Below are 26,577 nucleotides of genomic sequence, written 5' to 3'. Positions count from 1 at the left end.
CAAGAGAACCCGCTCATGCTTGAACAAACCGACTCACCGGTACTACTGGAACGCCCGGCGATTGGCGTCGCCCTGCTGCGACTTAACCGCCCCCAGGCCACCAATGCCCTTAGCCTGGAACTGCAGGCGCTGCTGTCCAGGTACTTCTCCGAGCTGGCTGTCGATCCCGAGGTGCGCTGCGTCCTGCTCACCGGTGGCGAAAAGGTGTTCGCCGCCGGCGGCGATATCAACAGCATGGCGGGCGTTGGCCCCATCGACATCTTCCAGCGCCATACCGAGCGGGTCTGGGCACCGATCCAGCACTGCCCGAAACCGGTGATCGCCGCGGTCTGCGGTTACGCCTACGGCGGTGGCTGCGAGCTGGCGATGCTCGCCGACATCATCATCGCCGGTCGCGGCGCCCGCTTTTGCCAGCCGGAAATCCGCATCGGCATCATGCCCGGCATTGGCGGCACCCAACGGCTGGTGCGCGCAGTCGGCAAGGCCAAGGCCATGCGCATGGCCCTGACCGGGCAGCCCATCAGCGCAGAGGAGGCCTGGATATCGGGTCTGGTCAGCGAGGTCGTGGATGACGACCAGGTGCTTACTCACGCCCTCGAGCTGGCATGCAGCATTGCCGCCATGCCGCCGCTGGCGGCCGAGCAGATCAAGGAAGTGATTCTCGCCGGCATGGACGCGCCGCTCGAGACCGGCCTGGCCTTGGAGCGCAAGGCCAATGCCCTGCTGTTCGCCTCCCGCGACCAGAAGGAAGGCATGCAGGCCTTCATCGAGAAGCGTCCGGCGAAGTTCGAAGGTCGCTGATACCCCATCAACGGCAACGACCCACCAGCCAGGGAGCCCCCATGACCGACACCCTTTTCTCTTTCGATGGTTGCGTGGCCGTCATCACCGGCGCCGGGCGCGGCATGGGCCTTGGTGTCGCCGAAACCCTCGCGCGGCTTGGCGCCACAGTGGCGATCAATGACTACTACCCGGAGCGAGCAGAGGCTGCAACAGAGGCGCTGCATGCCAAAGGACTGAAGGCCATCGCCGCCCCGGCCGACGTCACCGACTATGCGCAGGTGCAGGCAATGGTCGCGCGCATTCGCGAGCAGGTCGGCACCATCGATATCTACGTATCCAATGCCGGCGTCCCCACCACCGGCATGGGCTACGCGCGCTTCCTGGACTCCACCCCCGCCGACTGGGAAAGCTTCGTGCGCCTGAACCTGTATGGCCTGATGAACGGATGCCATGCGGTATTGCCCGGCATGCTCGAGCAAGGCTACGGGCGGATCGTCGCCATCACCTCCGAATCCTGGCGCGCTGGCGTGCCCATGGGAATCGCCGCCTACGCCGCCTCCAAGGCCGGGGTCGTCGGGTTCGTCCGGCAACTGGCCGCCGAGACCGGGCGCAAAGGCGTCACCGTCAATGCCCTGTCACTGGGCACCATGAATAACTGGGAAGGCTCCGATGAACTGGCGCGCAAGATCGGCTTCGTGCCCCGCGCCGGCTCGCCCGCGGACGTCGGTGCCGGCGTCGCCTACCTGGCCTCGCGCGAGGCCAGCTGGGTGACCGGACAGGTTTACCCGCTCAACGGTGGCAGCCTGACGGCTTGATCTATGCCTCGCCAATCCGTTCTCCGGCGCAGGGCCCAGGATTGATTCCGGGCACTGCGCCGAGAAACGCTGGTAACGATAGCTTCTACAGCGAACATCGACGGGAGAGATATCGCCTGGCCAGTCCTGTTGGTTGGCGACCGCCTCAAGGCAGAGCGTGCTGTCATCCTCGATCCAACAAACGAAGTAGCCGCCGCGCCTGAATGCGTGATGGGTAAACGGCAGGTAGAGCTCCTGGTGGAGCCCTGTCAGCTCCAGCCCTCCATTGCTTCGGGCAAGGATGTAAAAGCCATATTTGGTCCTTTCTCGTCCAAGCACTTGGATTTTCGCTGGGTCGACCGCCGAGCACGATACCCCTGCGTTAACGAGCAGCCTCTCTAGGGCGAAATGCTCGAGCGAAGAAAGGACCATTGGGATTACTCGCCGTAAATGTCGTACGAGAAGTACTTGCTGCGGATCTTGTCGTAGGTGCCGTTGCTGCGAATTGTCGTCAGCGCCTGGTTGATACGCTCTACCAAAGGATCATTCTTGCGCACGGCAATACCGGCGCCCATACCGAAGTAATTGACATCGGTATAGCTCGGACCGACAAACTCGAAGGCCTTGCCCTCAGGTTTGTTCAGCAAGCCCTCCTCGATCGCTACAGATCCGGCAAGGGTCACGTCTATGCGACCGGCCAGTAGATCGAGAAAGACCTCATTCTGATTGCCATAGCGCACGATCTCGGCGCCTGCGGGCACAAAATACTCTGTGGCGTAGCGGTCGAAGTTGGTCGAGCGCTGCACGCCAACACGCTTGCCGGCAAGGTCAGCCGGTATGGCTTGGATGCCGCTGTCTTTGCGGTGCACGATCTTGGCGGGAAGGCGGTAGTAGCTGTTGCTGAAGTCGACCGACTTGAGTCGATCCGGGGTGATCGACACGGAGGAGATGGCGGCATCGATCTTGCGCACCTTGAGCGATGGGATCAGGCCGTCGAACTCGACTTCCGTCCACTCACACTGCACCTTCATTTCTGTGCAAATGGCTTCGCCAATATCGTAATCAAAACCTTGGATGCGGTTATCCGCCGTTTTGAAAGCGAAAGGCGGATACGCCGCCTCGATACCCAGGCGCAGGCTATCAGCTGCGGCCTGGGCGCTGCTGCCGAGGGCGATCAGGCCGGTCAGGCCCAGGGTGGTTAGGCTTATCTTTAGGTTCATGTGAGGCTCCACTTCTATTGTTGTTGTAAAACGGGCTTAGCCAGCGGTTTCAGGCGGCTGCCGTGACGATCAGCTCTAGGCGGATATCGGGATCATCAAACGTCACCTGGCAGGTGGCGCGAGCCGGCGGCTCACCCGCGCACCAGGCGCTCCACTCTTCGTTCATGGCGGCGAAGTCTGCGGACATGTCCTTCATCCACAGTTGAGTGCTGAGCACTCGACTTCTGTCGCTACCAATCGAGGCGAGCAGCTCATCCAACCGCGCCAGCACCTGTCGGGTCTGGCCTCGAATGTCCTGGCTGCAATCGGCCGCGACCAGGCCACTCAGCCAGGCAACGCCCTGATACACGACCACGCGACTGAGTTTGGCGTTGCTGTCGATACGTTGGATGCTGCTCATGGCGTCTCCGGACTAAGGTCGTGACTGGATTGACTCGCCAGCTGGGCGAGCGTGATGGGCTTCAACGGTGGGCGAACGCGGTAGTAGCCAACCGCAGATGGCGACACCTGGCGCTGCTCAGCGATGATTTCGGTAACGCTCAGGCCGCACAACCGGCCCTGGCAAGGCCCCATGCCGCAGCGACTGAAGGCCTTGGCCTGGCTTGGACCGAGGCACCCGAGCTGGACGGCTGAACGGACCTGCCCCGCGGTGACCTCTTCGCAACGACAGAGGATCACCTCGTCCTGGGGCATGCGGTTCTCCGGGCACGGACGATATAGGGCGTCGATCAGCGGCCGCGCGGCGAGGTATCGGGTCAGTGCCTGCTGATGGGGGCGTGCCAGATCGTCACGCCGCGAGTCATCCAGTCGCTGCAACTGACCGGCCACCGCAAGGGCAGCGAGCCGACCCTGCTCCTGTGCCGCTAGCGCGCCGCCTATGGCACCGCCGTCGCCGGCGATAAACACCCCGGCAAGACTGGTCTCGCCCCACCGATCGCGTTCGGCACGCCAGCAGAGCTGGTCCTCGCTCCACTGGTGGCGCATGCGCAAGGACCAACTTATCTGGGTATTCGGCACCACACCTTGATGCAGCAACACCAGGTTGGCGGGTAACCGGTAGGCCTTGCCGCCGCTGCTGAAGCAGAATGCTTCAGCGCACTCAGCGCCTTCGATGCGCAGCGCTCGCGCCCCTCGGTAATGCGGCAGTTTGGCCAGGCGCAATTTCGCCAACAGCGACAGCCCCTTGAGCAGGTCACGCCAGCCGAGCAAGGCTTTCGGGATATGTCGCCAGGCCTGCAGAATGTCGCGGCGCTGAGCGGTGTCCACAAGGGCCGACAGCTGAATACCGGCTTTCAGGTACTGCACGGCCAACAGATAAAGCAACGGCCCGCAGCCTGCCAGCACCACGGGACCGGCGGGCAGCAGCGCGGCGCTCTTGAGCAGGATTTGCCCGGCACCGGCGCTCATGACCCCTGGCAACGTCCAGCCCGGTATCGGCATGGGACGCTCGAAGGCTCCGGTGGCGATCAGCAGCCGACGCGCCTGGACGACCACGCTGCGCCCCTCAAGCAGGTAATGCACCTGACACTGCTCGCCGACCTGCCAGACGGCCGCGCCAGGCACATAGCGCGCACCACTGGCGATAAATTCATCCGCCAAGCGGCGGCCGGCACTGTAGTCATCACCCAATATCGCCAGTCGCTGCGGATCACTCTCGCGGATGTTGCGGTAGATCTGCCCACCGGGGCTTGGCTGCTCGTCCAATACCAGCACGTCGAGGCCATGACGGCGGGCTTCGACGGCCGCACTCATGCCCGCAGGGCCAGCCCCGATGATCAGCAGGTCGATACGTTCAGATGCCATCGTGCGCGCCCTCTTCAGCCAGCGCGCTCAACACCCGCGCCCCCAGCTGGCGACGCACCTTGAGGCCGTCGCTGACAGTCACCATGCAGGCCTGGCAATTAGGCACGCCGTCCACTTCCAGCAGGCACTCAAAGCACACCCCCATCATGCAATAAGGCGCGCGCGGTGCGCCGCTGACCGCTGTGCTGCGGGTTTGGCGAACGCCACTCGCCAGCAAGGCGGCGGCCAGAGAAATGCCAGGCGTCACGGCCAGTGGCTGACCTTCAAATTCGATCATCACGCAGGGGCTGTCCGTGGGCAGCTGGATAAATAGGCTGTCAGCCGGCATGGCGCACCTCGGTAGCAGAGTTGAAGCGGTCCAGCCCAAAAGCGGCCACCTCAGGCAGCGCGATCTTCCCGGCGATCCAGGGCGCCAGGCGCAACGCATGAATCGCGGCCAGGGTGACGCCGCTGTGGCAGGACAGCAGGTAAGCGCCCGGCGCTTTGCTTAATGGCTGATAAATCGGGCAGCCGTCCGGGGTCAGTACCCGCAATGCGCCCCAGGCACGGACCAGGCGAACAGTGCCCAGACGTGGAAAACTGCGTACGGCGCGGTCAGCGATGTCGGCCATGACCGCAGTGCTGGTGCCATCATCAAAGCCGACCGACTCAGCCGAGTCGCCCAACTGCACGGTGCCCTCGTCGGTCTGCCGTACAGTGGAGGTGGGGTGATTGAGGAATGGCTCCACACGCTCGGTGACGAGAATTTGTCCACGGCTAGGCTGCAGCGGTACTTCATGGCCAAGGTGCGCGCCCAGCTCGCGATTGCCGAGACCAGCGGCCAGCACCAATTGTTCACAACGTAACTGCTTGTCCCCCGCGGCAATCAGGAAGTCGCTGCCGCGGGCCTCGATGCCCAGAACCTTGTGGCCAGTCAGCAGCCGAACGCCTTGTTGCAGGCAGGCCTGATACAAGGCATGGAGCAACTTGAGAGGGTTCACATGGCCGTCCATGGGGGAATAGCAAGCGCCGACGACAGCGGGGCCAACCCCAGGCAGGCGGCGGCTCAGTTCGTCCTTGCGCAGCACTTCAAAGGGGTAATCACCCAACTCGTCTTTCAGCCACTGCAGACGCCGAACTTCTTCGGCTAGCTCCGACTCGGACAGGCAGAGCTGGAACCCGCCAGGCTGGCGCAGTTGAACGTCAATGCCGGTTTCTACTTGCAGCAGGCCCGCCAACTCTGGCCAGAGCGCAACGCCTTGCCTGGTCCAGTGAGCGTAGGGCGCCATGCCGTAGCCCTTGCCCTGCACCCAAAGCAGCCCGAAATTACCGCGGGAGGCCCGAAAGGCCGAATCACCCTCATCCAATACACAGACTCGTTGCCCCAACCGGGCCAGTCCATAGGCTGTAGCCATGCCTAAGAGGCCGCCGCCTACGACTATGGTCTGTGTTTTCTGCATAGGTTGACCCTCGGGCATTTCATTAGGTGACCATGCCCTTGAAGCCAGCAGGTTTGGCATCAGGACTGGAGCACGAGGAATGCTAGAAGGCTTAACCGCAGGTTAAAAATGCTTTATTTTTGACTGCCCATGTCTTTTTGTTATGGACTGCAATATGAACCTACGTCAGCTTGAGGCCTTTCGCGCAGTGATTCTCGGGCAGACGGTGACCCGTGCTGCAGAAATGCTGCATATCTCCCAGCCCGCAGCCACTCGGTTGGTCGCAGCCCTGGAGGATGACATTGGTTTCCCGCTGTTCGAGCGGATCAAGGGCAGGCTGCACCCGACTCCCGAGGCGCTGGTGCTCTACGAGGAAGTCCAGCGCTCGCTTCTGGGGGTGGAGCGCATCGCCCGCGCCGCTAAGGAAATAGGCAGCCTGACACGCGGCTCGCTGCAGATCGCCTGTGCACCAGCTTTGGGCCTGTCCTTCCTTCCCCGGGCGATCTGCGCCTTTGTGAAGCGACACGAACAGGCGCAGATCAGCCTGACGGTGCTGTCATCTCGAGAAGTGGTGGATCAGGTAGTGGGCCAGCGCTGCGATCTGGGATTTATCGCTGAGCCAAATACCTATCCCAGCCCACGAGGTGAGCGACTGCTGCGCTCCAGCATGCTCTGCGCCCTGCCCTGCGGACACCGCCTGCAGGAAAAATCAGTCGTTCTGCCCGAAGACCTGGAGGGCGAGGCATTTATTTCCTACCCCCACGCGGTCGGCTCACGCCATCACCTGGACGCCATTTTCGCCGCCCACGGGGTTACACGACGACTACAGCTGGAGACTCAGCTGTCAGCATCCTTGTGTGCATTCGTTGAGCTGGGCGCAGGGGTGGCGCTGGTGGATACCATTAGCGCACTGGAGTACCGGGGCGACGCCATAGTTTTTCGTCCGTTCGAACCGGCAGTCGAGATGGATTTCAGCATGCTGATGCCATCCCAAGCCAGGCCATCGCGCATTCAGGAGAGTTTCATGCAGCATATGCGCGAGTTCGTCGCCAGTGAGGCGCCGAACACCGTAGTAGATACCGGAACTGATGCGGCGCTGCACGGTGTTCATGCGTCAACCTGATGCGCGGCCTCATAGTCCAGCAAGCCGTCCGACGACAATGGCGCAGGCCTTCCCAGGCCACTTGTCCAAGCAGTTCCCAATGACTTCGCAAGCCACCGCGCACCTTCGACCAGCTCTGGCTCGGACAGAGCTGGAAATCGCCAGGCTCGCGCAACTCAATGTCGATGCCGTTTTCTGCTTGCAGCAGGACAGCCAAGCCCGGCTAGATGCAACTGTAGTGGCAGCCAAGCTTAATTAGCGTTATTCAAACTCTGGAAAGCGCACATATTCGCCACGAGTCCTTTCGTCGAAAAGCGTTCGCACCTGGGCACCGAGCATTTCCTGCAGGTAGCCACTCTGGTAAAGAGTGTGGATTCCTTCATCATAAATCATGGCTAGGTGCTTGCCGCGTTGCGTATTGCTGAAGGCAACATACAGGCCTTCACGTGATGTGATGATATAGGCGTAGTCAGTAAAGGGGATGCCCATATCTTTAAGGGTGATGGCCATCTCCAGCAGGTCGGTGGAAAAATAATCGGCCCGTCCGATTTGCAATAAACGGATGGCGTGCTGGTTTTTTTCCACCTCAATCAGCTCACCTTGCCCTCCCCCGTAATGATACCCGCGGACGCGTGCATAGCGTCGCGGGGTATTCCATTGGGATCGCCCTGTCAGGTAGGCATCCACCGCAATGGTGTTTGATAGGCGGTAGCTGGGGTAAATAAAGATCTTTCGCCGCTCGGGCGTTTGAAATATCCCTGGAATCAGGTCGATACGTGCATGCTCAAGCTGATTTAGGGCGCGCTTAAACGGTAGGAGTGAGACGCTGAGGGTATACCCGTGAGGCGTGTAAATGGCATTGAGTATGTCCACATAAACGCCGCCTTCTTGACTGCAGTAGCCTGGCCAGTTCTCGCATGCGACTTGTATCACCTGTTCGTCTGCATGGCCAGGCTGGGCGCAGAATAAGTAGAGAATGAGCAGAACTCGATAAAAGGCACGCGTGCCCTTATTGCAATAAAGTCTCATGCGCCCTCTATGGTGTGGCTGGCCAGTAGCTTCTCAGGCTAAGACTAGCTGGAAACGCTCCAGGCCGAAACGTCCCAAAACCCGCCTCCACCCGCCTCTCTTGGCAACTACACCAACCGAAGGTATACGGCCACTGTTCAATAGCCAGCGTAAGCGTAAATGCCAGGTCGCCGTATCGCTCAAGCCGTCCGAAGCGTTGGAAGGTCTTGCCCCCGTATACGCGCCAGCGTCCGCCTCAGGCCGTATCTATTTCCATCGTTACCCTCAGCTGATCGGGTGGCGTATTCGCGGCCTCTCCAGACTCTGGAGCAATCAGCCAACCACCAGCAACCGCAGCTCGTTTTTGGCCACCTTGTTCGATGCGTTGACCGGCAGCGCCTCGAAGAAACGCACGAGCCGCGGCACCTTGTAGTTCGCCATGCGCTGGCGGGACCAGTTGATCAGGCCGGACTCGTCAAGGCTGGCGTCCGGGCGCAACACGACACAGGCGCAACCGACCTCCCCCATGCGCTCGTCCGGAACCCCGATTACCGCCACTTGGGCGATCGCGGGATGCTGGATGAGCCCGGCTTCGATCTCGGCCGGGTAGCAATTGAAGCCGCCGACGATGAACATGTCCTTGAGCCGATCGGTGATGCGCAGATTGCCGTGCGGGTCGAGGTCACCGACATCGCCGGTATGCAGCCAGCCATCCGCGTCGATGGCCTCGGCGGAGGCACTCGGGTTCTCGAAATAGCCCTGCATCACGTGGAAACCGCGCAGACAGATTTCCCCCGACTCACCAGCCGGCAGCGCCTGGTTGTCGGCATCGCGGATACTCACCTCGGTCCCCGGGATTGCCCGGCCGCTGGTGCCAGCGATAACTTCGGCCCCATCCTTCGGGTTGCAGATGGTTGCCAGCCCGCCGCACTCGGTCAGGCCGTAAGCCGTAGTGACCACGGCGAAGCCCAGCTCGTTGCGCATGCGCTCGATCAGGATGGGCGGAATGGTCGCCGCCCCCGTCACCGCCACGCGAAGGCTGCTGATGTCGGTCGTGGTCAGGCGAGGATGAGCCAGCATCGACAGGTAAAGGGTCGGTGGCCCCGGCAGCACGGTGATCCGCTCCGCGGCGATGCGCTGAAAGACCGCCTCGGCATCGAACACCGGATGCGGCAGAATGGTCGCCCCGGCCAGGAGACAGGTCAGCCATCCGGCCTTGTAGCCGAAGGCATGAAAGAACGGATTGACGATCAGGTAGCGATCACCTGGGACCAGCCCAAGGACCTTCACGAACTCGCTGAAGGCCTGCAGGTTCTGCCCGTGACCGCTCATCACGCCCTTGGGTTTGCCTGTGGTGCCAGACGTGAACAGCAGATCGCACAGGTCGTCGGCGCCGACCCGGGCGGCTCGCTCCCGTGCCTCGGCTTCATTGACAACCTGCCCACTGGCGACGAAGGTCGCCCAGCCCATGTCAGAGTCGCGCAGCGGCTGAGCGTCGCCCAGCACCACCAGGCGCTGCAGACTCGCCGGTCGATGCGGCTCCAGCATCGCCTGATAGTCGCTGCCGAGGAACTCGCCCTGCACGAACAGCAGGCGCGCGCCACTACGTTCGAGGATATCGGCGGCCTCAGCCCCCTTCATGCGCGTGTTGATCGGTACCATCACCCCACCGGCACACTGCACCCCGAGCGCGGCGATGATCCAGTCGGCGCAATTGGGCGCCCAGATCGCGACGCGGTCTCCGGCATTGATACCGGAGGCTATCAGCGCGCGGCTGATGCCTAGGGCCAGGGCCGGCAGCTCGGCGTAGTCGATACGTATACCCGCTTCCTCTATCACTGCGCGCCCGGCATGCCGCCGCGCTGCGTCGAACATCAACGAGGGAATCGAAACAGGCGGCACAATGGCGTCGGCGGCAGTGGACAGGTTGGTAGGCGCGACTAGGTTCATAAGGGACTCGGCAATCGGATCATTCGGGAAAACGGACTCGCAAGCGGGCACTGCGAGCCAGCGATTGGCACGCCAGCGTCCAGCCTTCATCGAGCTCTTGCTGGTCCAGGGCGTCGTTGCGCAGCATTTCCACCGCGCCGCTCTCGACCGTGCACATGCAGGTCGCGCACGAGCCGACCAGGCAGGAGTTCGGAGGGCTCATGCCGGCGCGCTGCATTGCGCTCAAAAGGGTCTCCCCCTCGGCGCAGGGCACTTCGAATTCTTCACCGTCCAGGCGCACCGACAGCTGAGTCGCTACCTGGCTGGTGTCCACTGGCGCCATGGGTTCCAGCGCGCCCTCTTCGGGCAACGACACGAAGCGCTCGACGTGAATGCGCGCATGGGGCATGGCAAGGCTGTGCAACGCCGCCACGGCGGCGTCCATGAAGGGTCCCGGGCCGCAGATAAAGGCCTCGGCGTGCGCGTAGGGTCGGGCGATCTCCGCCAACTGCTCGACGGCCGGAATGCCCTGGACCGAATCCAGCCAATGGATGATCTGCAGACGTCCCGGATGGGCGCTGGCCAGCGCCTTGAGTTCGTCCTTGAAGATCACCGAAGACTCATCGCGGTTGGCGTAGATCAAGAGAATTCGGCCACTGCCGGCAAGCAAGGCCGAGCGCAGAATCGACAGCACCGGCGTGACGCCGCTGCCACCGCCGAACAACAACAGATCCGTGTCCAGATGGCGCGGCACGAACACACCAGCAGGCGCCAGCACCTGCAGGCTGTCGCCGGCCTTCACCTGGTCACACAGCCAGTTGGAGGCACGACCATCGCGCACCCGCTTGATGGTCACACGTAGCGGCTCCTGCGCCAGCGGCGTGCTCGACAGGGAGTAGCAGCGCGGCAGCCAGCCCCCCTCGAACGGTACACGCAGGGTGAGGAACTGGCCGGGCTTGTAATGAAAGCGCTCGGCCAGCTCGTCCGGCACCTCGAACACCAGGGAACAGGCGTCGTCGGTTTCTTCATGTACTCGCGCTACACGCAGGTTGATGTACTCGTGAATGCTCATATCAGATACTCATGACGAATTGGCCACTGTCGACACGCAACTCGACCCCGTTGATCGCGCGCGACTCGTCGCTGGCCAGGAACAGCACGCTGGCCGCCACGTCTTCAGGCAGGCAGAGGCGGTGCATGGGGTCCGAATCGATGGTCAACTGGCGCGGATCTATACCGACCGGGTATTCAGCGCAGGTCATTGGCGTCAGCACGCCATCGGGATGCAACGAATTGCAGCGGATGCGGTACTTGCGCCGCCGGCAAAGCGCCGCAACCGAGCGGGACAAGGCGGCCACGGCGCCTTTGGAGGCGCTGTAACCGGCGTAGTCGTCGCGACCGGCAAGGGCCGCCAGCGACGACACATTGATAATCGAGCCGCCGCCCTCTTCCTTCATCAAGGCAAGGGCGGCGCGGCACCCGAGAAATACGCTGTCGGCATTGACCCGCATCAGACGCTGCCAATCGGCAAGGCTGGTCTCTTCGACCGAGCCCTTCAGCAGGATGCCGGCATTGTTGACCAGGACATCGAGTCGCCCATGAAGCACACGGACCGCCTCGACCACCCTGTCCCAGTCGGACTCGGACGCTGCATCGTGGCACATGAAACTGGCAACCGGCCCTATCTCATCGGCCAGTGCTTGCCCGGCTTCGATATCGATGTCGGTGATCACCACCCGAGCACCCTCACGCGCCAGCAACAGGGCCGTAGCGCGGCCCACTCCGCTGGCACCGCCAGTCACCAAAGCTACTTTGTTCTGAACTCGTCCAGCCATGCGCTTCTCCTAGGGTGATACCTGAGCCACTCGCTCGGAAGCTGCCAGGCTCGCTTCGGCTACTGCCGACACCGCGTGTCCAGCCCGACGACCGGAAAACACGCAGTCGGCCAGCGACAGGCCGCTGATATACAGATGAGAGGGAATACCGACGGCTGTGCGTCCTGCCGCGAACAGGCCAGGAATGACCTGTCCATTGCGATCCAGAAGTGCACCGCTGTCTTCATCGACCTTGAGGCCGCCGAGCGTCAGGGCGCCGAGCGGGAAAACCGGGTTGCCCGCGGAGATGTCACAGGCGTAATAGGGCCCTTGATCGAGAACCTGCCGGCTGCCTACGGATTTGCCGAAAGGATCTTCGGCATCCCCCCGGGCAGCCGCGTTGTACGCCTGCAACGAAGCACGCAGCTGATCGGCCTGCATGCCGGTTGCATCTGCCAGCTGCTCGATACTTCGCCCCTTGCGCACCCGCAACAGCATCAAGGCCAGGGCCGGCAGACTCTGAAACCACCAGTAGCCGCCAAACAGCGCTTGGCGGATGGCTTGCTTGCGCAGCCGTGCATCCAGCACCAACCAGCCCTGACCGCCCTGCTCTTCGCACAGCGGCTGGCCCAGCGTGGCGCCGTAGACTTCTTCATTGACGAAGCGCTGGCCCAAGGTGTTGACCACGATGCCCTTGGGCCAGCACAGCGGCGGGTTGATAAAACGCCAAGCCGAGACCCGTCCCAGACGATCGCTTACCGCTCCGGCCGAAAGTCCCAGGCGCAAGCCACTGCCATCGCAGCCGGTCGCGCCGACCTTGAAGTTGCGGCGGAATTTCGGCGCATGCTCGCGGATCATCTCGCGGTTGAAGATAAAACCGCCGGTGCTGAGCACCACTCCACGCCTTGCGCGGATCAGTACGGGCCTGGCAAAGTCGCGTTCGATCTGGCTGAGGCGACGGCGCAGACCGTCGCAATAACCAGGGACAAAGTTCTGCAAGCGCTCGGCGCGGGCAGCCAGTTTTGCATGCAACTGCGCCTGCTTGCTGCCCAGCGGGAGGCACCAAAGCTCCGCGCCTATGACCCGACCGGTGCTATCCACGACCAGGCGACGTGCCGCCGACTGCAGCTGCGCGCGAACGCCGTTGCGCAAGCAGGCGGCCTTGAGGTGGGCATAGAGCACCGCCCCGCACTGGCCCTTGCCGACGGTGCGATGGCCGCGCGGGGCTGGCGGATGACTTCCCGTATGCGAGGGCACCAGCTCATTGCCCGAGTAGTAGAGGAAGTAGCCATCCGGCGGATAGGAGGTCTTGCCTCCCGGCGGGACGCTGTGAGCGTAGGGCGCGCCGTGACTCTCCAGCCAGGCCAGATTGGCGGCGCTGTTGTCGCAGAAGCGCCGCAACGTGCGATCACTTATCACGCCCTGGGTTTCATGCTTGAGGTAATCGAACATCGCTTCCGGCGTGTCGCTGAAACCGGCGGCCCGCTGCTGCCTGGTTCCACCGCCGGCGTATACCACGCCGCCGCTCTTGGCGCTGGCGCCGCCCCCGGTGAAGCGGTCTGCCACCAGCACATCCGCGCCGGTGGCGCGCGCTTCCAGCGCGGCGCAGGCCCCCGCCGCGCCCCAACCGATGACCAGCAAATCACACTGGTCATGCCATTGCAGGCTCTGGGCATCGGCAACCTCGAAGGCAGGCAGGATGTCCGTGCAACTGGAACTCGCGGCGGCTGACATGGCGACTCCTTTAGGCGTTGCCGGCAACGTGATTGGCGGCGATATAGCCGAATGTCATGGCCGGCCCCAGCGTGCCGCCAGCTCCAGGGTAACTAGCCCCCATGACCGACGCCGAACAGTTGCCGATAGCGTAAAGGCCCGGGATCGGCTCGCCGTCCTGGCTCACCACCTGGGCGTGCTCGTTTGTCAGCAAGCCGCCTTTGGTACCGATATCGCCGGCATCCAGGCGCATGGCGTAGTAGGGCCCTTTGCTAAGCGGTGCCAGGCAGGGGTTAGGCTTGACGTTGCAATCGCCGTAATAGCGATCGAACGGGTTGCCACCTCGGCCGAAGTCCACATCCGTGCCGCTTCGGGCATAACCGTTGAAGGTCTGCACCGTGCGCTCCAGCCCGGCCGCATCCACGCCAATCAGCTCGGCCAGCCCGGCCAGGCTGTCGGCCTTCCAGTACAGGGTATTGAGCCACTCTTTGCGCAGACGACTGTCCGGCATGATTTGCGCCGGCATCAGCGGCCCCATGGCGTAGTGAAAACGGAAGTGACCGTCGAAGATCACCCAGGCCGGAATCGATTTGCCACCGCTGGCCTGGTTGTCGCGGTACATGGCATCGACGAACTCCAGATAAGGCGCCGCTTCGTTGACAAAGCGCTGGCCATTGCCGTTGACCACGATGGCACCGGGGAACGCGCGCTCGGCGAAGACGCCACGCGGCTTCTCCTCGCCGGGCACGGCAATGGTCGGCGCCCACCAGGCCCGATCCATCAGCGCCGTCGCGGCGCCGAGCTTGGTGCCGGCCTCGAGGGCCGCGCCGGTGTTGTTGCCGGGCGGAGTGGCGCTCCAGCTGCTTAGTGTCGGCTGGGGCAGGAATTTCTCCCGCAGCGCCTGATTCTGCTCGAAGCCGCCGGAGCCAAAGATCACCGCGCGCCGTGCTTTGAGCTCGATTTCCTGACCATTCCGGTGCACCCGCACACCGCTTACCCGCCCCTGTTCGGTGAGCAGCTCACGGAAGTCGGTGTTCAGCCACAAGGGTACGTTGCGGTCCATCAGCGAGCGCCGCAGCGATGCCACCAAGGAGTTTCCCAGTCCGGCGCGGCGGTCGATCTTGCTCTTGCGCCGCCACTTGAAATCCAATTTGTAGCGCAGCATCAAGCCGAGGATCATCAGGCGCCAGCCAAATTCGCGGGACATGGCCTTGTGCGCATGCCGGGCAGTCCAGGCGATGCACCCCATCAGCAAGGTCGAGGGCGACGGCTTGCGCAGGTTGTCCAACTCTTCACCGAGCAAACTGGTGTCGAACAGTTCGGGATCCAGTGTGCGGCCGCCCGTTAGGGCGCCGGACAGGTGCTGGTAGTAGTCGGGGTATTTCTCCGCCACGGCATAGCGCACCCGGCTATTGCTCTCGAGGGCGTGAATCATTTTTGGCGCGTGTTGCAGGTAGGCGCGCAGGCGCACCTCATCGCCGTGCTCGCCGGTGGCGTTCTTCAGGTATTCAAGGGCCAACTCAAAGCTGTCGTTGCCACCCTTCTCAGCAAAATAGTGGTTGTTCGGAATCCAGATACCGCCGCCCGATATGGCCGAGGTACCGCCGAACTTGTCGCTTTTTTCGACAATCAGCACGGAGAGACCCTTGTCGGCGGCAAACAACGCCGAGGTCATTGCACCCGCACCCGAGCCTACGATGATCACGTCGTAGCTGTTCTGAGCCTGAATTTGAGCCGTCATGATGGTTATGCCGTTACCTATATTCAGAGAATTTCCGACACACAGGCCGGAGTCACTGGAGCCAGTCCGGACGGGTTGGGCAACCCGTCCGGAGGGTCATCACACGTAAGGATCTGGGTTGGGCAGGCCGAGCTGCACTGCGCCGAGACTGCGGCCGTAAGCCTGGAAGTTGTTGGCGATATGCCCACGCGCCTGATGCAAGTCGCGGAACAGACGGGCGACCGGATTGGTGCTGTACAGACCCGAGGCGGCCATGCAGCGCAACAGCTCGCTGGCTTTCTCGGCGCACACGTTGGTCACGTAGGAAGACTGGTAGCGATACATCAGGCGGGTTTCCACATCCGGGAACTCGCCGGCCTCGGCCAGCGCCATCAGGTGCGCGTAGTTACGCTCCAGCACCAGCTTGAGACTGTCGACCAGGATCGTCGCTTCCGCCACGGTGCTTTGGGCCACCGGGTCTTCGGCGGTCTTGACGCCGTGCTTGCCGATGTGTGCAGCCGCGTTGGCGCGGAACTCATTGATGGCGCCCTGCAGGGCGCCGATGGCCGAGGTGGACACCGCACGGCTGAACACCTGGGCGAACGGAATGGCGTAGATCGGGTTGCTATTGACCAGCCGGCCCGGCGTCGCCTCGAGACTGGTGTTGTTGGTGCGCTGCACCCGATGCGCCGGAATGAAGACATCGTCGACCACGATGTCATGACTGCCGGTGCCGCGCAGTCCCAGCACATCCCAGTTTTTCTCGATGCGGTAATCACAGCGTGGCACCAGGAAGGTACCGTGCTCGGCGGGCTGCTCGCCTTCAACCGGGATAATCCCGCCCAGCAGGCACCACTGGCAGTGCTCGCTGCCGCTGGAAAAGCCCCAGCGCCCGCTGATCCGGTAGCCGCCCTCGACTGGCGTGACCTTGGCCACCGGCATGTAGGTCGACGAGACCAGGGTCGACTGGTCCTCACCCCATACATCACGCTGCGCCTCGATCGGGTAGCGCGCCAGCTGCCAGGGATGCACGCCCATGACGCCGTAGATCCAGGCGGTGGACATGCAGCCTTCGGCGAGGATCATCTGGATCTCGAAGAAGGTCCGAGGGTCCACCTCGTAACCGCCAAACGCCCGGGGCTGCAAAGCACGCAGGAGGCCTGCCTCCTGCAGTTCACCGATGGTTTCCTCGGGCACCTTGAAGTCGCGGTCGGCCTGCGCCGTCCGCGCCTTGAGCGCTGGCACCATGCGCCGTGCTCGTTCAATCAGTTCGATCTCTTCCCGAGTCTTCTGTCGCATGCTGTCCATCTATCAGTTCTCCCAATTTCGTTGCGCAAATGCGCGGGCGATGACTGATGATCGGATTCGGCGGCGCTTTGTTCATCGTCAAAGCGGACTAGAGAAATGCAGATTGAATGGACGCCATCCCTGACTAGGGATTCAAAGCGCGGCGCGCTTGCCGGCCCAGGGTTGCACTTGCTCCAGTTGCGCGGCCAAACGCAGCAAGACATCCTCGCCGCCGGTGTGAGCGGTGAACATCATGCCCACCGGCAACCCACCATCGCTCCAGCCCAGGGGCAGGGAAATCGCCGGCTGGCCACTGACGTTTGCCAGCACCGTGAAGCCGGCACTGCCCATGGCTTTGTGGGCGTAGTCCTCCCAGGGCTGGTTGAGCGAGAGCATCCCCAGCTCGGGGGTCAGGGTCGCCGTTACCGGTGAGAGAATGACGTCGAAGCGCTCGAACTGCTGCTCCATCGCCCCACCGATGCTTTCGAATGCCTGCCGGGCACGAAATAGCTCCTCGCCCGTGACCTTCCGCGCGCGTCCCAGCACCGTCTGGGTGACAGTTTCCAGGTCCTCGCCCGGAATCAGCTCTCGCCCCAGGGCCTGCTCGCGATCGTGGACCTGGGTCAGCAGGCCACTGCCAATCACAGTTCCATGGGCGCCGAACAGCTGCCGTGGATCAACCGGCAAGCGCAGTTCGTCGACCGCGTGACCGAGTCCAAGCAGCAACTTGACCGTTTCCTCCAGTACCTTGGCGATGGCCGGGTCCAGGGGCGCACCGGTCAGCGATTCGCGGACCAAGCCCACGCGCAGCTTGCCGGGCGCGCGCCGCAACTCATCAACAAACGGGCGCTCCATCGGCCGGATCCAGTAGGGACTACCCGCCTCATGGCCCTGGCCTACATCGAGAAACAGTGCCATGTCGCGCACACTGCGCGAGACCACGTTGCCAACACTGGCGCCGAACCAGGCCTCAAATCGGCCAGGACCGCTGGGCGTGCGATAACGGCTGGGTTTCAAGCCAACCAGACCGCAATAGGACGCCGGAATGCGGATCGAACCGCCCCCATCAGTGGCATGGGCCACCGGCACTATGCCCGCCGCCACAGCCGCGGCGGCACCGCCGGAAGAACCGCCGGCACTCCTGCTCAGGTCCCAGGGGTTGCGCGTCTGGCCCCACAGCAGCGATTCGGTTGTCGTGGTCAAACCAAACTCGGGAGAGCTGGTCTTGCCGAACGGCACCGCACCGGCAGCCTGGTAGCGGTCGATCAAGGTGCTGGTGTGGACCGCCGGCGGCGCATTTTTATACAGGCGGCTGCCATTGGTGGTCACCGTCCCTTCCAGGTAGGTACTGAGATCCTTGAGCAGAATAGGCACGCCGGCCAGTACACCTGCTGTCGCCGTACCGGCACGCTGCCTGCTTTGCAGCAGGGCGCGCGCATAGTCGTCATGGCGCATGACCACGGCGTTGACCTTGGGATTTACCGCATCACAACGCGCCATGGCGGCCGTCAGCAGATCCTCTGCACTCAGCCGGCCTGCGCGCAGCGCCTCAACCATCGCCCAGGCATCGAGGGCCAAATATTCCTCAGGGGTCACTCCCCCGCTGGCGCGCGCATCGGCGAAGCGCCCCAGTAGTCCGACGCCCAGTGCCAGGGCGCCAGCCTTGAGCACCTCGCGGCGCGGCCATCCGGCGGACGCTTCAGGGTCAGTGGATATGGCCGGGGCCCCAACGACTGGGGGCATAACAAACTTGTCCATGGACTGATCTCCGCTTCATGGCATCGTTTAAGGACAAAAATCTCGATGAAAGGTCACCGAGCCGCTGCTACAAAAGGACCCAAGCCCGGCGATCAACCGGCCATTGAGCGACTGCTCGACTCGGCGCCGGCGGCACCCGCATCCGTTTTGAAGCGTTGAGAAAGCTGCTGCAGTCGGCTGGCCAAGCCCTCAAGCTCCAAAGCTGCCGCCGCGCTGCGGCCGGCATTGCCGGAGAGTTCGCCGGTACCGGCAGATACGCCCTCCAGGCGCCGGGCGATCTCCCTGGTGGCCGAAGTCTGCGCCGCCAGCGCTGTACCAATTTCATCCGCCGCACCGATCACCTGCAGGGCACCGCTGCGAATCTGCTCGACCGAGGTCCCGGCCCGCTGTGCCAGGTTGACGCCAGCCTGCACTCGCTTGACGGCCAGTTCCATTCCGGCGACCAGCTGCGGAGTGCCCGCCTGAATGCGCGCCACGGTCGAACCGATCTCGGCGACCGAGAGCCCGGTTCGCTGAGCCAGCAAACGCACCTCATCGGCGACCACGGCAAATCCACGACCATGCTCGCCGGCTCGCGCGGCCTCGATGGCGGCATTCAGTGCCAACAGATTGATCTGCTCGGCGACCTGCTTGATGACCGCGAGCACGTTGCTGATGGCGCCCGAACTCACCTCAAAGTCGCGGATACAGTGAGCCGTGTCGGTCACCGCTTCGGCTATCAGGTGCATTTCCTCGGCCATCTGTCGTATCACCTCGGCGCTCTCGGTCGAGCGCCCCGCCGACTCCTGGGTGATGCGCCTGGAAGTCGCGGCATGACTCTCCACCTCACCTATGGATCTCGACAGCTGCTCCACCGCAGCGGCAATGCTGCTCACGACCGAGGCCTGTTCTTCGGCCGCGGAAGATGCCTGAGCTGCAGTGCCCGCCATTTGCTGCGCTTCGGTATCCAGTCGTTTCACCTGCTGGCGCATCTCGGAGATCAGGGCGTTGAGGTTCTCGCGCATCAGCGCAATATCGGCCAGCATGAGACCGAACTCGTCGCGGCCCTCCACTGCCAAGGAGCCGGACAGGTCGCCCCGAGCGATCGCTCGCACGCTGCCGGAAGCAGTGGCCAGGGCCCGACGCAGGCGGCGCAAGGTGAAATAGGCCGTCAGACTGCCGGCCACCGCCCCCACTATTGCCAGCAATGCGTACACCACGACAGTCAGGCGGTAGCGCGCCTGGGATGCCAAATAAGCCTGGGCGATCCCCTCTTCCTGAAAGCTGCGCAACGCGGCGATCGCCTCGCTGGCCGCCGCCCCCTCAGGCTCCCCCACACGCAGAAAGGACAGGACCCAGCTGGTGCGGAAATCCGCGGCGCGCATCGACTCCACCACCACGTTCAACTCCTCGAGCCACGCGGCGTAATGCACGCCGAACTGATCAGCCGCGCGTTGTTCCTCGGCCGTCATCGGACGCTGGCGATACTGGTGCCACAGTTGCTCAATGGCCGCGTTGTTGGCGTCGATGGCATCCAGCAGACCGCCTACCGGCCGGTCGTGTGCGACCACCAGGGCACCCGCCGGATCATGCTGGAAGGCCAATAGCGCCAGGCGCCGGTTGTCGTCCAGACGACGCTGGATTTCCGCGAAATTGAGCAGAGCGCCGAGGTGCACGTCATGCACCGTTTTCAGACTGTCGCGCGCCAGCTGCAGACCGTAGCAGCCGAAGCCGACCGCGGTGAAGAACAGCAGGCTGGCGAGCAGCGCCCAGAACCACAGGCGCTGGGCGATGGTAATAGTGTTGAACATGATCAAGGGCCAATGCACGGATAGGCAATCGAAGACCGTGACGCCGGGGTCCGTCACGGCCGCTGAAGCGCCAGTCAGTCCGGCGTGACCAAAGCCTCCATCGCCGCCAGGAAATGCTCACCATAGGGCGGCAGCAGCCCCCACTCACGACGCGGATCATGGGCCGGCGCCTTGAATACGGTACGCAGGTGGCTGAACTCGATGAAGCCTTCGCGACCGTGGTAGCGCCCCATGCCGGAGGCCCCCACTCCGCCGAACGGCGCATCGTGCATGGCCGCATGCATCATCACGTCGTTGAGGGTGACGCCGCCCGACAGCGTATGCTCCAGCACCCGACGCTGCTCCTCGTCGTCCTCGCCAAAGTAGTACAGGGCCAGCGGGCGCGGCCTGGCGTTGATATCGGCAACGGCCTGGTCGATCTCGTCATAGGGCAGTACGACCATTGCCGGACCGAAGATTTCCTGCTGCATGATCTGGCTGTCGCGCGGCGGGTCGATCACCACGCGCAGCGGTCGCCGGCGATCATTGCCGTCGACGGGCAACTCTTGCGGCATGCTCTCGATCCGCGCGCCGCAGTTTTGCGCCTGCTGCAGATAGCCTTCGACCCGTGCCAGGTGCTGGCTGTTGACCACCGCGACCACGTCAGGGTTGTCCACCACGGTCGGGAATAGCCCGCTGTAGGCAGTACGCAGGCTGGCGAGAAACGCCTCGAGACGCTCACGCGGCACATAGACCAGGTCCGGGTTGATGCATATCTGCCCGCCATTGGTGGCCTTGGCCACGGCGATTCGGGACGCCGCCGCATCCAGATCCGCGCTTCGCGCGAGGATAACCGGCGACTTGCCCCCCAGTTCCAGGGTCACCGGCACCAGGTTCTCGGCGGCGTGGCGCATCACTGACTTGCCGACTTCGGTGCTTCCGGTGAATACCAGGTGGTCGAACGGTTGTGCGGTGAACGCCTTGGCGATGTCCACCCCGCCTGTGACCACCGCCACTTCCAGGGGATCGAAACACTCGGCAAATGCCTCTGCGACCAGCTGGGCGGTGCGTGGGGCCACTTCGGACGGTTTGAGGATGGCCCGATTGCCGGCGGCCAGGGCGTAGGCCAGCGGACTCAGCAGAGTGAACAGCGGCGCATTCCAGGTACCGATGATCCCCACCGTCCCTTTCGGTTGATACATCACCCAGGCCTGCGCACCGAGCTGGTCATAGGGCGCGAACGCCTGGCGCGGCTCGTCCTGCATCCAGGCTTCGAGGTTGTCACGGGCATGCTTGAGGGAGGCCAGCGAGCCGACCACATCGTTCATCAGAGAGAAGCCTAGGGGCCTGCCACCGAAATCGGCATCCATCGCTTCGGCCAAGGGCTTGTGGTACTGCACCAACAGGTCGATTACCCGCTGAATGCGCGCCCGCCGCTCCGCAGCGCTGACAGCCCCAGCGGTGACGAACGCGGCCTTCTGTTCGGCCAACTGGCCCGCCAGGCCTTCGACGGATGAAATTGTGCAACTCATTGAAGCCTCCTGAGATCGGCATGGGCCCCTAGCACGGGTCAAACCCATCATTGCAAACGCCCTGAATGAAACTAGTCCGATACACCAAGGCTACGCCTCGTCCAATCGGACGAGCACCCTAAAAATCGTTAGTCCATTAAGACGATGTCACCCACCCTGGGCCCGGGAATACTGCTAGCACGTAAATTCAATCCATGAGGTCCATCATGGCAGTGCAAAGCAGCTTCGATCCTCAGGCGTTCCGCGCCGCCCTAGGCACCTTCACCACGGGGGTGACGATTATCACCACCCAGGCTGAAGACGGTTCCCCCATCGGCATCACTGCCAATAGCTTCAACTCGGTCTCGCTCAACCCGCCGCTGGTGCTTTGGAGCCTGGCCAAGAAGGCTCGCAGTCTTCCGGTGTTCACCAACGGCCGGCACTGGAACGTGCACGTGCTTTCGGCCGAACAGGAAGCCCTATCCGGCCGCTTTGCGACACAGGGTGAAGACAAGTTTGCCGAAGTGGAGCTCGACTCCGGCGTCAGTGAAGCCCCCTTGCTGCAAGACTGTACGGCGCGCTTCCAGTGCCGTACGGCTTTCCAGTACGAGGGCGGGGATCACGTGATATTCGTCGGCGAGGTACTCGCCTTCGATCATAACGAGCGCCCGCCGCTGGCCTTCCAGAGCGGGCAATATGCGCTGGCCACCCGCAAGCCGAGAAACGAGCTGCGCTTGGCAACCACGCCTCCGCCGCCCGACTGCAGCTACACCGAGGATCTGCTCGGCTACCTGCTGGGCCGCGCGCATTACCAGATGCTCAACGCCCTTCGCCGCCTGCTGAACAATCAGCAATTGGACGAGCACGCCTTCTTCATCCTTTCGGTGCTGTGCATCCGCGACAGGCTGACCCTGGATGAGATCAATGCCTTTGTCAGCTACACCGGCCATTCGGCCTCCCTGGCAAGCATGCGCTTCCTCGAAGGACAGAAACTGGTGGCGCGAGAGCTCAATGGCGAGGACACCCGCTACGTGCTGACTGCCGATGGTCGTGAGGCCTCGCTACAGGAGCTGGCCCTGGCCAAAGCCGTGGAGGAAGACGTATCCGACAAGCTCGGCGCGGGCGACGCCATGGCGCTGAAGGTCCTGCTCAAGCGCCTGATCGCCGCCAGCGACCCTGGCCTGCCGGACCTCTGGGCGCCGCGCTAAAAGCTCCGATAAACGACTCACTCTTCAACCACTCGAATCGAAAAGGGCTGTGATGAGCATTCTTCAGCATTTCAAGATGGACGGCGGCGTCGCTGTCATTACTGGAGGCGGCCGTGGTATCGGCCGTGCCATCGCCTTGGCCTACGCCGAGGCCGGCGCCGACATCGTACTGGCCGCACGTACTCTGGCCGACGTTGAGGCCGTGGCCGAGGAAGTGCGTAGCCTGGGTCGCCGCGCGCTGGCCGTGACTTGCGACGTCAACGATTCCGAGCAGCGCGAGGCAGTCATTAGTCAGGCTCGCGAAGCCTTGGGCCGCATCACTCACCTGGTGAACAACGCTGGCGGCGCGGGGCCCAACGACCCGCTGCAACTATCGCCGGAGCGCTTCGAGGAGATCCTGCGCTTTAACGTCACCTCGGCCTATGCCCTTTGCCAACTGTCGGTGCCGCATATGCGTGAAGCCGGCACCGGCAACATCCTCAATATCACCTCCGGCGCGGCGCGCTATGCCCAACCGCAGTTCAGCGCATACGGCAGCGCCAAGGCCGCACTGACCCAGCTGACCCGTCTGCTCGCTCAGGATTTCGCCCCGCTGGTGCGAGTCAACGCAATTGCCCCCGGGCCAATCCTCACCGATGCCCTCAACCGCGTGCTGCCGGTGGATATGCGCAAGAGCATGGAGACCGAAACGCCGCTGCAGAGTTTGGGACAACCGGAGGACATCGCCGCTGCTGCGTTGTATCTGGCCTCCCCGGCCTCACGCTGGGTGACGGGCAAGATCATAGAGGTCGATGGCGGCGCCGAATCCAGCGTCTGGCCTGGCTAATACCACTTTTGCCGGGACCACCTCACAAAGGTGGCCCGGCTTTTTTATCCTACCAACGGAGTGACGTCAGCCTATGGACGCCCACTTGATCGAAGCGCTCGGCGACGAGCTGTTCACGGCCCTGCGCACGCGGCAGACGCTAGCGCCTTTGACGCAACGCCACCCGGCGATCAGCCTGGATAATGCCTACCGCATCTCTCTGCGCCTTCTGCAACGGCGCGAGCAACTGGGCGAACAGTTGATCGGCAAGAAGATCGGCGTCACCAGCCGTGCGGTCCAGGACATGCTCAATGTCCACCAGCCGGACTTTGGCTTCCTCACTGACAGCATGCAGGTAGCCGATGGCAGCGACGTCAGCTTCGCCGCCTACAACCTGATTCAGCCACGCGCCGAGGGAGAGATTGCCTTCATCCTCGGGGAGGACCTGCACGGCCCAGGCATCACCGCCGAAGATGTGCTGGCCGCCAGTCAATGGGTGGCGCCCTGCTTCGAGATCGTCGACTCGCGTATCGATAACTGGCAGATCCGCATTCAAGACACGGTGGCCGATAACGCCTCCTGCGGCGTTTTTGCCCTGGGTTCGCAGCGGATCAATCCCCGCGAGCTGGATCTCGCCCAGGTCGAGTTGCAGCTGCTGAAGAACGGTCAGCCGGCCGGTCGTGGCCTCGGCTCTGCGGTCCAGGGACATCCCTGCGAGGCCGTGGCCTGGCTGGCCAATACCCTCGGCGAGTTCGGCATTCCTTTCCGCAAAGGCGAAATCATTCTGTCCGGTGCCCTGGCGCCGCTGGTGCCGGTAGTGCCCGGTGACGAAATCAGCCTGACGCTCAGCGGTCTCGGCGAATCGCGTTTGCGTTTCGTCGACTGAGCTGCGACCCCTTTCTCTGGAGCCACTGACCATGAACCAAAAGATCAAATGCGCCCTGATCGGGCCAGGTAACATCGGCACCGATCTGCTCTACAAACTCAAGCGCAGCGATGTGCTTGAGCCGGTATGGATGGTCGGTATCGACGCCTCCTCCGAAGGCTTGGCCCGTGCCCGAGAGCTGGGTTTGAAGACCACCAGCGACGGCGTCGATGGCTTGCTGCCCCACGTCCTCGAAGACGGCATCCAGATCGCGTTCGACGCCACCTCGGCCTACGTGCACGCCGAGAACAGCCGCAAGCTCAACGAGCTGGGTGTGCTGATGATCGACCTCACCCCCGCGGCGATCGGCCCCTATTGCGTGCCGCCGGTCAACCTCAAGCAGAACCTCCAGCTCGGGGCCATGAACGTCAACATGGTCACGTGCGGTGGCCAGGCGACCATTCCGCTGGTGGCGGCGGTATCCGGCGTGCAGCCGGTCGCCTATGCCGAGATCATCGCCACCGCCGCCTCCAAATCGGTCGGCCCGGGCACGCGCAAGAATATCGACGAATTCACCCGCACCACCTCGGCGGCAGTCGAGAAGGTCGGCGGTGCCAAGCAGGGCAAGGCAATCATCATCATCAATCCGGCCGAGCCGCCGCTGATCATGCGCGACACGGTGCATTGCCTGACCGAAACCGAGCCCGATCAGCCAGCCATTACCGCGGCCATCGAGGCGATGATTGAGCAGGTGCAGAAGTACGTGCCCGGCTACAAGTTGGTCAACGGTCCGGTGTTCGACGGTAATCGCGTGTCGATCTTCATGGAAGTCGAAGGCCTGGGGGATTACTTGCCCAAGTACGCCGGCAACCTCGACATCATGACTGCCGCCGCCGCGCGCACCGCCGAGATGTTCGCCGAAGAAATCCTCAAGGGTGAGCTGGTGCTAACGCCCAGCGCCCAACAACCTGCTATCGCCTAAGGAGCACTCATGGATCTTCGCGGAAAGAAAATCACCGTCCACGACATGTGCCTGCGCGACGGTATGCACCCAAAGCGGCACCAGATCAGCCTGCAGCAGATGAAGGACATCGCCTGTGGTCTGGATGCCGCCGGGGTCCCACTGATCGAAGTCACCCACGGCGATGGCCTGGGCGGAAGCTCGGTCAACTACGGCTTCCCGGCGCATACCGACGAGGAGTACCTGTCGGCGGTCATTCCGCTGATAAAGCAGGCGAAAGTTTCGGCCCTGCTGTTGCCGGGTATTGGTACCGTCGACCACCTGCGCATGGCCCGTGATCTTGGTGTTCACACCATCCGTGTGGCCACCCACTGCACCGAGGCTGACGTTTCCGAGCAGCACATTGCCATGGCCCGCAAGCTGGACATGGATACCGTGGGCTTCCTGATGATGGCCCATATGAACAGCCCGGAAGGGCTGGTCAAGCAGGGCAAGCTGATGGAAGGCTACGGCGCCAACTGCATCTACATCACCGACTCGGCCGGCTACCTGCTGCCCCAGGACGTCAAGGCCCGCGTTGCGGCGCTGCGTGAAGCCCTGCACCCCGACACCGAGATTGGCTTCCATGGCCATCACAACCTGTCCATGGGGGTGGCCAACTCGATTGCCGCCATCGAGGGCGGGGCTAGCCGTATCGACGCGGCCTGCGCAGGCCTGGGTGCCGGCGCAGGCAATACGCCGATGGAGGTCCTGGTGGCCGTCTGTGACCGCATGGGCATCGAAACCGGTGTCAGCGTATTCGGTATCCAGGATGTGGCCGAAGATCTGGTAGTGCCGATCATGGACTTCCCCATTCGCAGCGATCGCGACGCCCTGACCATGGGCTATGCCGGCGTCTACGGCTCCTTCCTGCTGTTCGCCAAACGTGCCGAGAAGAAATACGGCGTTTCGGCGCGGGAGATTCTCGTGGAAATGGGACGCCGCGGCATGGTCGGCGGCCAGGAGGACATGATCGAAGACACCGCCATGACCCTGGCCAAGCAACGCCTCAGCGCGTAGCTCCACTAGCGGCTCGGCATCCCGCCGAGCCGCACCCGATGCCGCGCCTC

General features: G+C 63.2%; 23 protein-coding genes. 8 read left to right on the top strand and 15 right to left on the bottom strand.

The annotated features are described in order from the left end of the window. Positions 1 to 15 precede the first annotated feature (15 nt). On the top strand, positions 16 to 801 hold the full coding sequence (locus ACSX1D_RS08690; protein ID WP_439861850.1) for an enoyl-CoA hydratase: 786 nt from the start codon (positions 16 to 18) through the stop codon (positions 799 to 801). Positions 802 to 842: 41 nt separating this feature from the next. After that, complete coding sequence (locus ACSX1D_RS08685) at positions 843 to 1,598, top strand: SDR family NAD(P)-dependent oxidoreductase (RefSeq protein WP_439861849.1); 756 nt, start codon at positions 843 to 845, stop codon at positions 1,596 to 1,598. 416 nt (positions 1,599 to 2,014) lie between these two features. On the opposite strand, the gene ACSX1D_RS08680 is transcribed toward ACSX1D_RS08685, so the two are convergent. The 5 genes from ACSX1D_RS08680 to ACSX1D_RS08660 are packed head-to-tail and all read right to left on the bottom strand — an operon-like array spanning position 2,015 to position 6,039. Continuing rightward, positions 2,015 to 2,797, bottom strand: coding sequence for an ABC transporter substrate-binding protein (locus ACSX1D_RS08680; RefSeq protein ID WP_439861848.1), 783 nt, complete (start codon positions 2,795 to 2,797; stop codon positions 2,015 to 2,017). 49 nt (positions 2,798 to 2,846) lie between these two features. Next, on the bottom strand, positions 2,847 to 3,197 hold the full coding sequence (locus ACSX1D_RS08675; protein WP_439861847.1) for a RidA family protein: 351 nt from the start codon (positions 3,195 to 3,197) through the stop codon (positions 2,847 to 2,849). Then, positions 3,194 to 4,600, bottom strand: coding sequence for an FAD-dependent oxidoreductase (locus ACSX1D_RS08670; RefSeq protein ID WP_439861846.1), 1,407 nt, complete (start codon positions 4,598 to 4,600; stop codon positions 3,194 to 3,196). Before ACSX1D_RS08670 ends, ACSX1D_RS08675 begins: the two co-directional genes overlap by 4 nt. Further along, complete coding sequence (locus ACSX1D_RS08665) at positions 4,590 to 4,928, bottom strand: (2Fe-2S)-binding protein (RefSeq protein ID WP_439861845.1); 339 nt, start codon at positions 4,926 to 4,928, stop codon at positions 4,590 to 4,592. The genes ACSX1D_RS08670 and ACSX1D_RS08665 overlap by 11 nt, the downstream gene beginning before the upstream one ends. After that, positions 4,918 to 6,039 (bottom strand): NAD(P)/FAD-dependent oxidoreductase, encoded by a 1,122-nt coding sequence (locus ACSX1D_RS08660; RefSeq protein ID WP_439861844.1) that lies wholly within the window; start codon positions 6,037 to 6,039, stop codon positions 4,918 to 4,920. The genes ACSX1D_RS08665 and ACSX1D_RS08660 overlap by 11 nt, the downstream gene beginning before the upstream one ends. Before the next feature lie 154 nt (positions 6,040 to 6,193). Here ACSX1D_RS08660 and ACSX1D_RS08655 point away from each other — a divergent pair, with 154 nt between their 5' ends. Continuing rightward, the gene (locus tag ACSX1D_RS08655) at positions 6,194 to 7,141 is read left to right on the top strand and encodes a LysR substrate-binding domain-containing protein (RefSeq protein ID WP_439861843.1); all 948 of its coding nucleotides are present in this window, start codon (positions 6,194 to 6,196) and stop codon (positions 7,139 to 7,141) included. Between the two features lie 240 nt (positions 7,142 to 7,381). On the opposite strand, the gene ACSX1D_RS08650 is transcribed toward ACSX1D_RS08655, so the two are convergent. The 10 genes from ACSX1D_RS08650 to ACSX1D_RS08605 form a co-directional block, all read right to left on the bottom strand. Beyond that, positions 7,382 to 8,149 (bottom strand): substrate-binding periplasmic protein, encoded by a 768-nt coding sequence (locus ACSX1D_RS08650; RefSeq protein ID WP_439861842.1) that lies wholly within the window; start codon positions 8,147 to 8,149, stop codon positions 7,382 to 7,384. A gap of 312 nt (positions 8,150 to 8,461) precedes the next feature. Continuing rightward, the gene (locus ACSX1D_RS08645) at positions 8,462 to 10,003 is read right to left on the bottom strand and encodes a FadD3 family acyl-CoA ligase (RefSeq protein ID WP_439862286.1); all 1,542 of its coding nucleotides are present in this window, start codon (positions 10,001 to 10,003) and stop codon (positions 8,462 to 8,464) included. A 94-nt stretch (positions 10,004 to 10,097) separates the two neighbouring features. Continuing rightward, on the bottom strand, positions 10,098 to 11,129 hold the full coding sequence (locus ACSX1D_RS08640; RefSeq protein WP_439861841.1) for a 2Fe-2S iron-sulfur cluster-binding protein: 1,032 nt from the start codon (positions 11,127 to 11,129) through the stop codon (positions 10,098 to 10,100). A 1-nt stretch (position 11,130) separates the two neighbouring features. Then, positions 11,131 to 11,892, bottom strand: a complete 762-nt coding sequence (locus ACSX1D_RS08635) for an SDR family oxidoreductase (RefSeq protein WP_439861840.1) — start codon at positions 11,890 to 11,892, stop codon at positions 11,131 to 11,133. Positions 11,893 to 11,901: 9 nt separating this feature from the next. Beyond that, positions 11,902 to 13,605 (bottom strand): FAD-binding protein, encoded by a 1,704-nt coding sequence (locus ACSX1D_RS08630; RefSeq protein WP_439861839.1) that lies wholly within the window; start codon positions 13,603 to 13,605, stop codon positions 11,902 to 11,904. A gap of 10 nt (positions 13,606 to 13,615) precedes the next feature. Beyond that, complete coding sequence (locus ACSX1D_RS08625; RefSeq protein ID WP_439861838.1) at positions 13,616 to 15,325, bottom strand: FAD-dependent oxidoreductase; 1,710 nt, start codon at positions 15,323 to 15,325, stop codon at positions 13,616 to 13,618. Between the two features lie 99 nt (positions 15,326 to 15,424). Further along, positions 15,425 to 16,612, bottom strand: a complete 1,188-nt coding sequence (locus ACSX1D_RS08620) for an acyl-CoA dehydrogenase family protein (protein WP_439861837.1) — start codon at positions 16,610 to 16,612, stop codon at positions 15,425 to 15,427. 132 nt (positions 16,613 to 16,744) lie between these two features. Beyond that, positions 16,745 to 18,349 (bottom strand): amidase, encoded by a 1,605-nt coding sequence (locus tag ACSX1D_RS08615; RefSeq protein WP_439861836.1) that lies wholly within the window; start codon positions 18,347 to 18,349, stop codon positions 16,745 to 16,747. 92 nt (positions 18,350 to 18,441) lie between these two features. Then, entirely contained in the window at positions 18,442 to 20,139 is a 1,698-nt protein-coding gene (locus ACSX1D_RS08610; RefSeq protein WP_439861835.1) for a methyl-accepting chemotaxis protein, read from the bottom strand. 74 nt (positions 20,140 to 20,213) lie between these two features. Further along, positions 20,214 to 21,650: a coniferyl aldehyde dehydrogenase gene (locus ACSX1D_RS08605; protein ID WP_439861834.1), complete on the bottom strand. Its 1,437-nt coding sequence runs from the start codon at positions 21,648 to 21,650 to the stop codon at positions 20,214 to 20,216. A 206-nt stretch (positions 21,651 to 21,856) separates the two neighbouring features. On the opposite strand from ACSX1D_RS08605, the gene ACSX1D_RS08600 reads away from it, so the two are divergent. The 5 genes from ACSX1D_RS08600 (at position 21,857) to dmpG (ending at position 26,527) form a co-directional block, all read left to right on the top strand. Next, the gene (locus ACSX1D_RS08600; RefSeq protein ID WP_439861833.1) at positions 21,857 to 22,837 is read left to right on the top strand and encodes a flavin reductase; all 981 of its coding nucleotides are present in this window, start codon (positions 21,857 to 21,859) and stop codon (positions 22,835 to 22,837) included. Between the two features lie 52 nt (positions 22,838 to 22,889). Beyond that, entirely contained in the window at positions 22,890 to 23,663 is a 774-nt protein-coding gene (locus ACSX1D_RS08595; RefSeq protein ID WP_439861832.1) for a glucose 1-dehydrogenase, read from the top strand. A 73-nt stretch (positions 23,664 to 23,736) separates the two neighbouring features. After that, positions 23,737 to 24,528 (top strand): fumarylacetoacetate hydrolase family protein, encoded by a 792-nt coding sequence (locus ACSX1D_RS08590; RefSeq protein ID WP_439861831.1) that lies wholly within the window; start codon positions 23,737 to 23,739, stop codon positions 24,526 to 24,528. Positions 24,529 to 24,559: 31 nt separating this feature from the next. Continuing rightward, positions 24,560 to 25,489: an acetaldehyde dehydrogenase (acetylating) gene (locus ACSX1D_RS08585; RefSeq protein ID WP_439861830.1), complete on the top strand. Its 930-nt coding sequence runs from the start codon at positions 24,560 to 24,562 to the stop codon at positions 25,487 to 25,489. 9 nt (positions 25,490 to 25,498) lie between these two features. Continuing rightward, positions 25,499 to 26,527: a 4-hydroxy-2-oxovalerate aldolase gene (gene dmpG, locus ACSX1D_RS08580; RefSeq protein WP_439861829.1), complete on the top strand. Its 1,029-nt coding sequence runs from the start codon at positions 25,499 to 25,501 to the stop codon at positions 26,525 to 26,527. Positions 26,528 to 26,577: the final 50 nt, after the last annotated feature.

The organism is Pseudomonas sp. MBLB4136, assembly GCF_051904765.1.
Lineage (GTDB): Bacteria > Pseudomonadota > Gammaproteobacteria > Pseudomonadales > Pseudomonadaceae > Aquipseudomonas.
The sequence above is the reverse complement of the archived record's forward strand: the minus strand, read 5'-3'. Positions and strand labels throughout refer to the sequence as shown.

Coding starts and splice junctions, on each gene's coding strand:
- ACSX1D_RS08640 (WP_439861841.1), bottom strand. CDS start 11,129: ATGAGCATTCACGAGTACATCAACCTGCGTGTAGCGCGAGTACATGAA.
- dmpG (WP_439861829.1), top strand. CDS start 25,499: ATGGATCTTCGCGGAAAGAAAATCACCGTCCACGACATGTGCCTGCGC.
- ACSX1D_RS08685 (WP_439861849.1), top strand. CDS start 843: ATGACCGACACCCTTTTCTCTTTCGATGGTTGCGTGGCCGTCATCACC.
- ACSX1D_RS08690 (WP_439861850.1), top strand. CDS start 16: ATGCTTGAACAAACCGACTCACCGGTACTACTGGAACGCCCGGCGATT.
- ACSX1D_RS08630 (WP_439861839.1), bottom strand. CDS start 13,605: ATGTCAGCCGCCGCGAGTTCCAGTTGCACGGACATCCTGCCTGCCTTC.
- ACSX1D_RS08650 (WP_439861842.1), bottom strand. CDS start 8,149: ATGAGACTTTATTGCAATAAGGGCACGCGTGCCTTTTATCGAGTTCTG.
- ACSX1D_RS08590 (WP_439861831.1), top strand. CDS start 23,737: ATGGACGCCCACTTGATCGAAGCGCTCGGCGACGAGCTGTTCACGGCC.
- ACSX1D_RS08645 (WP_439862286.1), bottom strand. CDS start 10,003: ATGTTCGACGCAGCGCGGCGGCATGCCGGGCGCGCAGTGATAGAGGAA.
- ACSX1D_RS08625 (WP_439861838.1), bottom strand. CDS start 15,325: ATGACGGCTCAAATTCAGGCTCAGAACAGCTACGACGTGATCATCGTA.
- ACSX1D_RS08585 (WP_439861830.1), top strand. CDS start 24,560: ATGAACCAAAAGATCAAATGCGCCCTGATCGGGCCAGGTAACATCGGC.
- ACSX1D_RS08675 (WP_439861847.1), bottom strand. CDS start 3,197: ATGAGCAGCATCCAACGTATCGACAGCAACGCCAAACTCAGTCGCGTG.
- ACSX1D_RS08670 (WP_439861846.1), bottom strand. CDS start 4,600: ATGGCATCTGAACGTATCGACCTGCTGATCATCGGGGCTGGCCCTGCG.
- ACSX1D_RS08680 (WP_439861848.1), bottom strand. CDS start 2,797: ATGAACCTAAAGATAAGCCTAACCACCCTGGGCCTGACCGGCCTGATC.
- ACSX1D_RS08620 (WP_439861837.1), bottom strand. CDS start 16,612: ATGGACAGCATGCGACAGAAGACTCGGGAAGAGATCGAACTGATTGAA.
- ACSX1D_RS08605 (WP_439861834.1), bottom strand. CDS start 21,650: ATGAGTTGCACAATTTCATCCGTCGAAGGCCTGGCGGGCCAGTTGGCC.
- ACSX1D_RS08600 (WP_439861833.1), top strand. CDS start 21,857: ATGGCAGTGCAAAGCAGCTTCGATCCTCAGGCGTTCCGCGCCGCCCTA.
- ACSX1D_RS08595 (WP_439861832.1), top strand. CDS start 22,890: ATGAGCATTCTTCAGCATTTCAAGATGGACGGCGGCGTCGCTGTCATT.
- ACSX1D_RS08660 (WP_439861844.1), bottom strand. CDS start 6,039: ATGCAGAAAACACAGACCATAGTCGTAGGCGGCGGCCTCTTAGGCATG.
- ACSX1D_RS08615 (WP_439861836.1), bottom strand. CDS start 18,349: ATGGACAAGTTTGTTATGCCCCCAGTCGTTGGGGCCCCGGCCATATCC.
- ACSX1D_RS08635 (WP_439861840.1), bottom strand. CDS start 11,892: ATGGCTGGACGAGTTCAGAACAAAGTAGCTTTGGTGACTGGCGGTGCC.
- ACSX1D_RS08610 (WP_439861835.1), bottom strand. CDS start 20,139: ATGTTCAACACTATTACCATCGCCCAGCGCCTGTGGTTCTGGGCGCTG.
- ACSX1D_RS08655 (WP_439861843.1), top strand. CDS start 6,194: ATGAACCTACGTCAGCTTGAGGCCTTTCGCGCAGTGATTCTCGGGCAG.
- ACSX1D_RS08665 (WP_439861845.1), bottom strand. CDS start 4,928: ATGCCGGCTGACAGCCTATTTATCCAGCTGCCCACGGACAGCCCCTGC.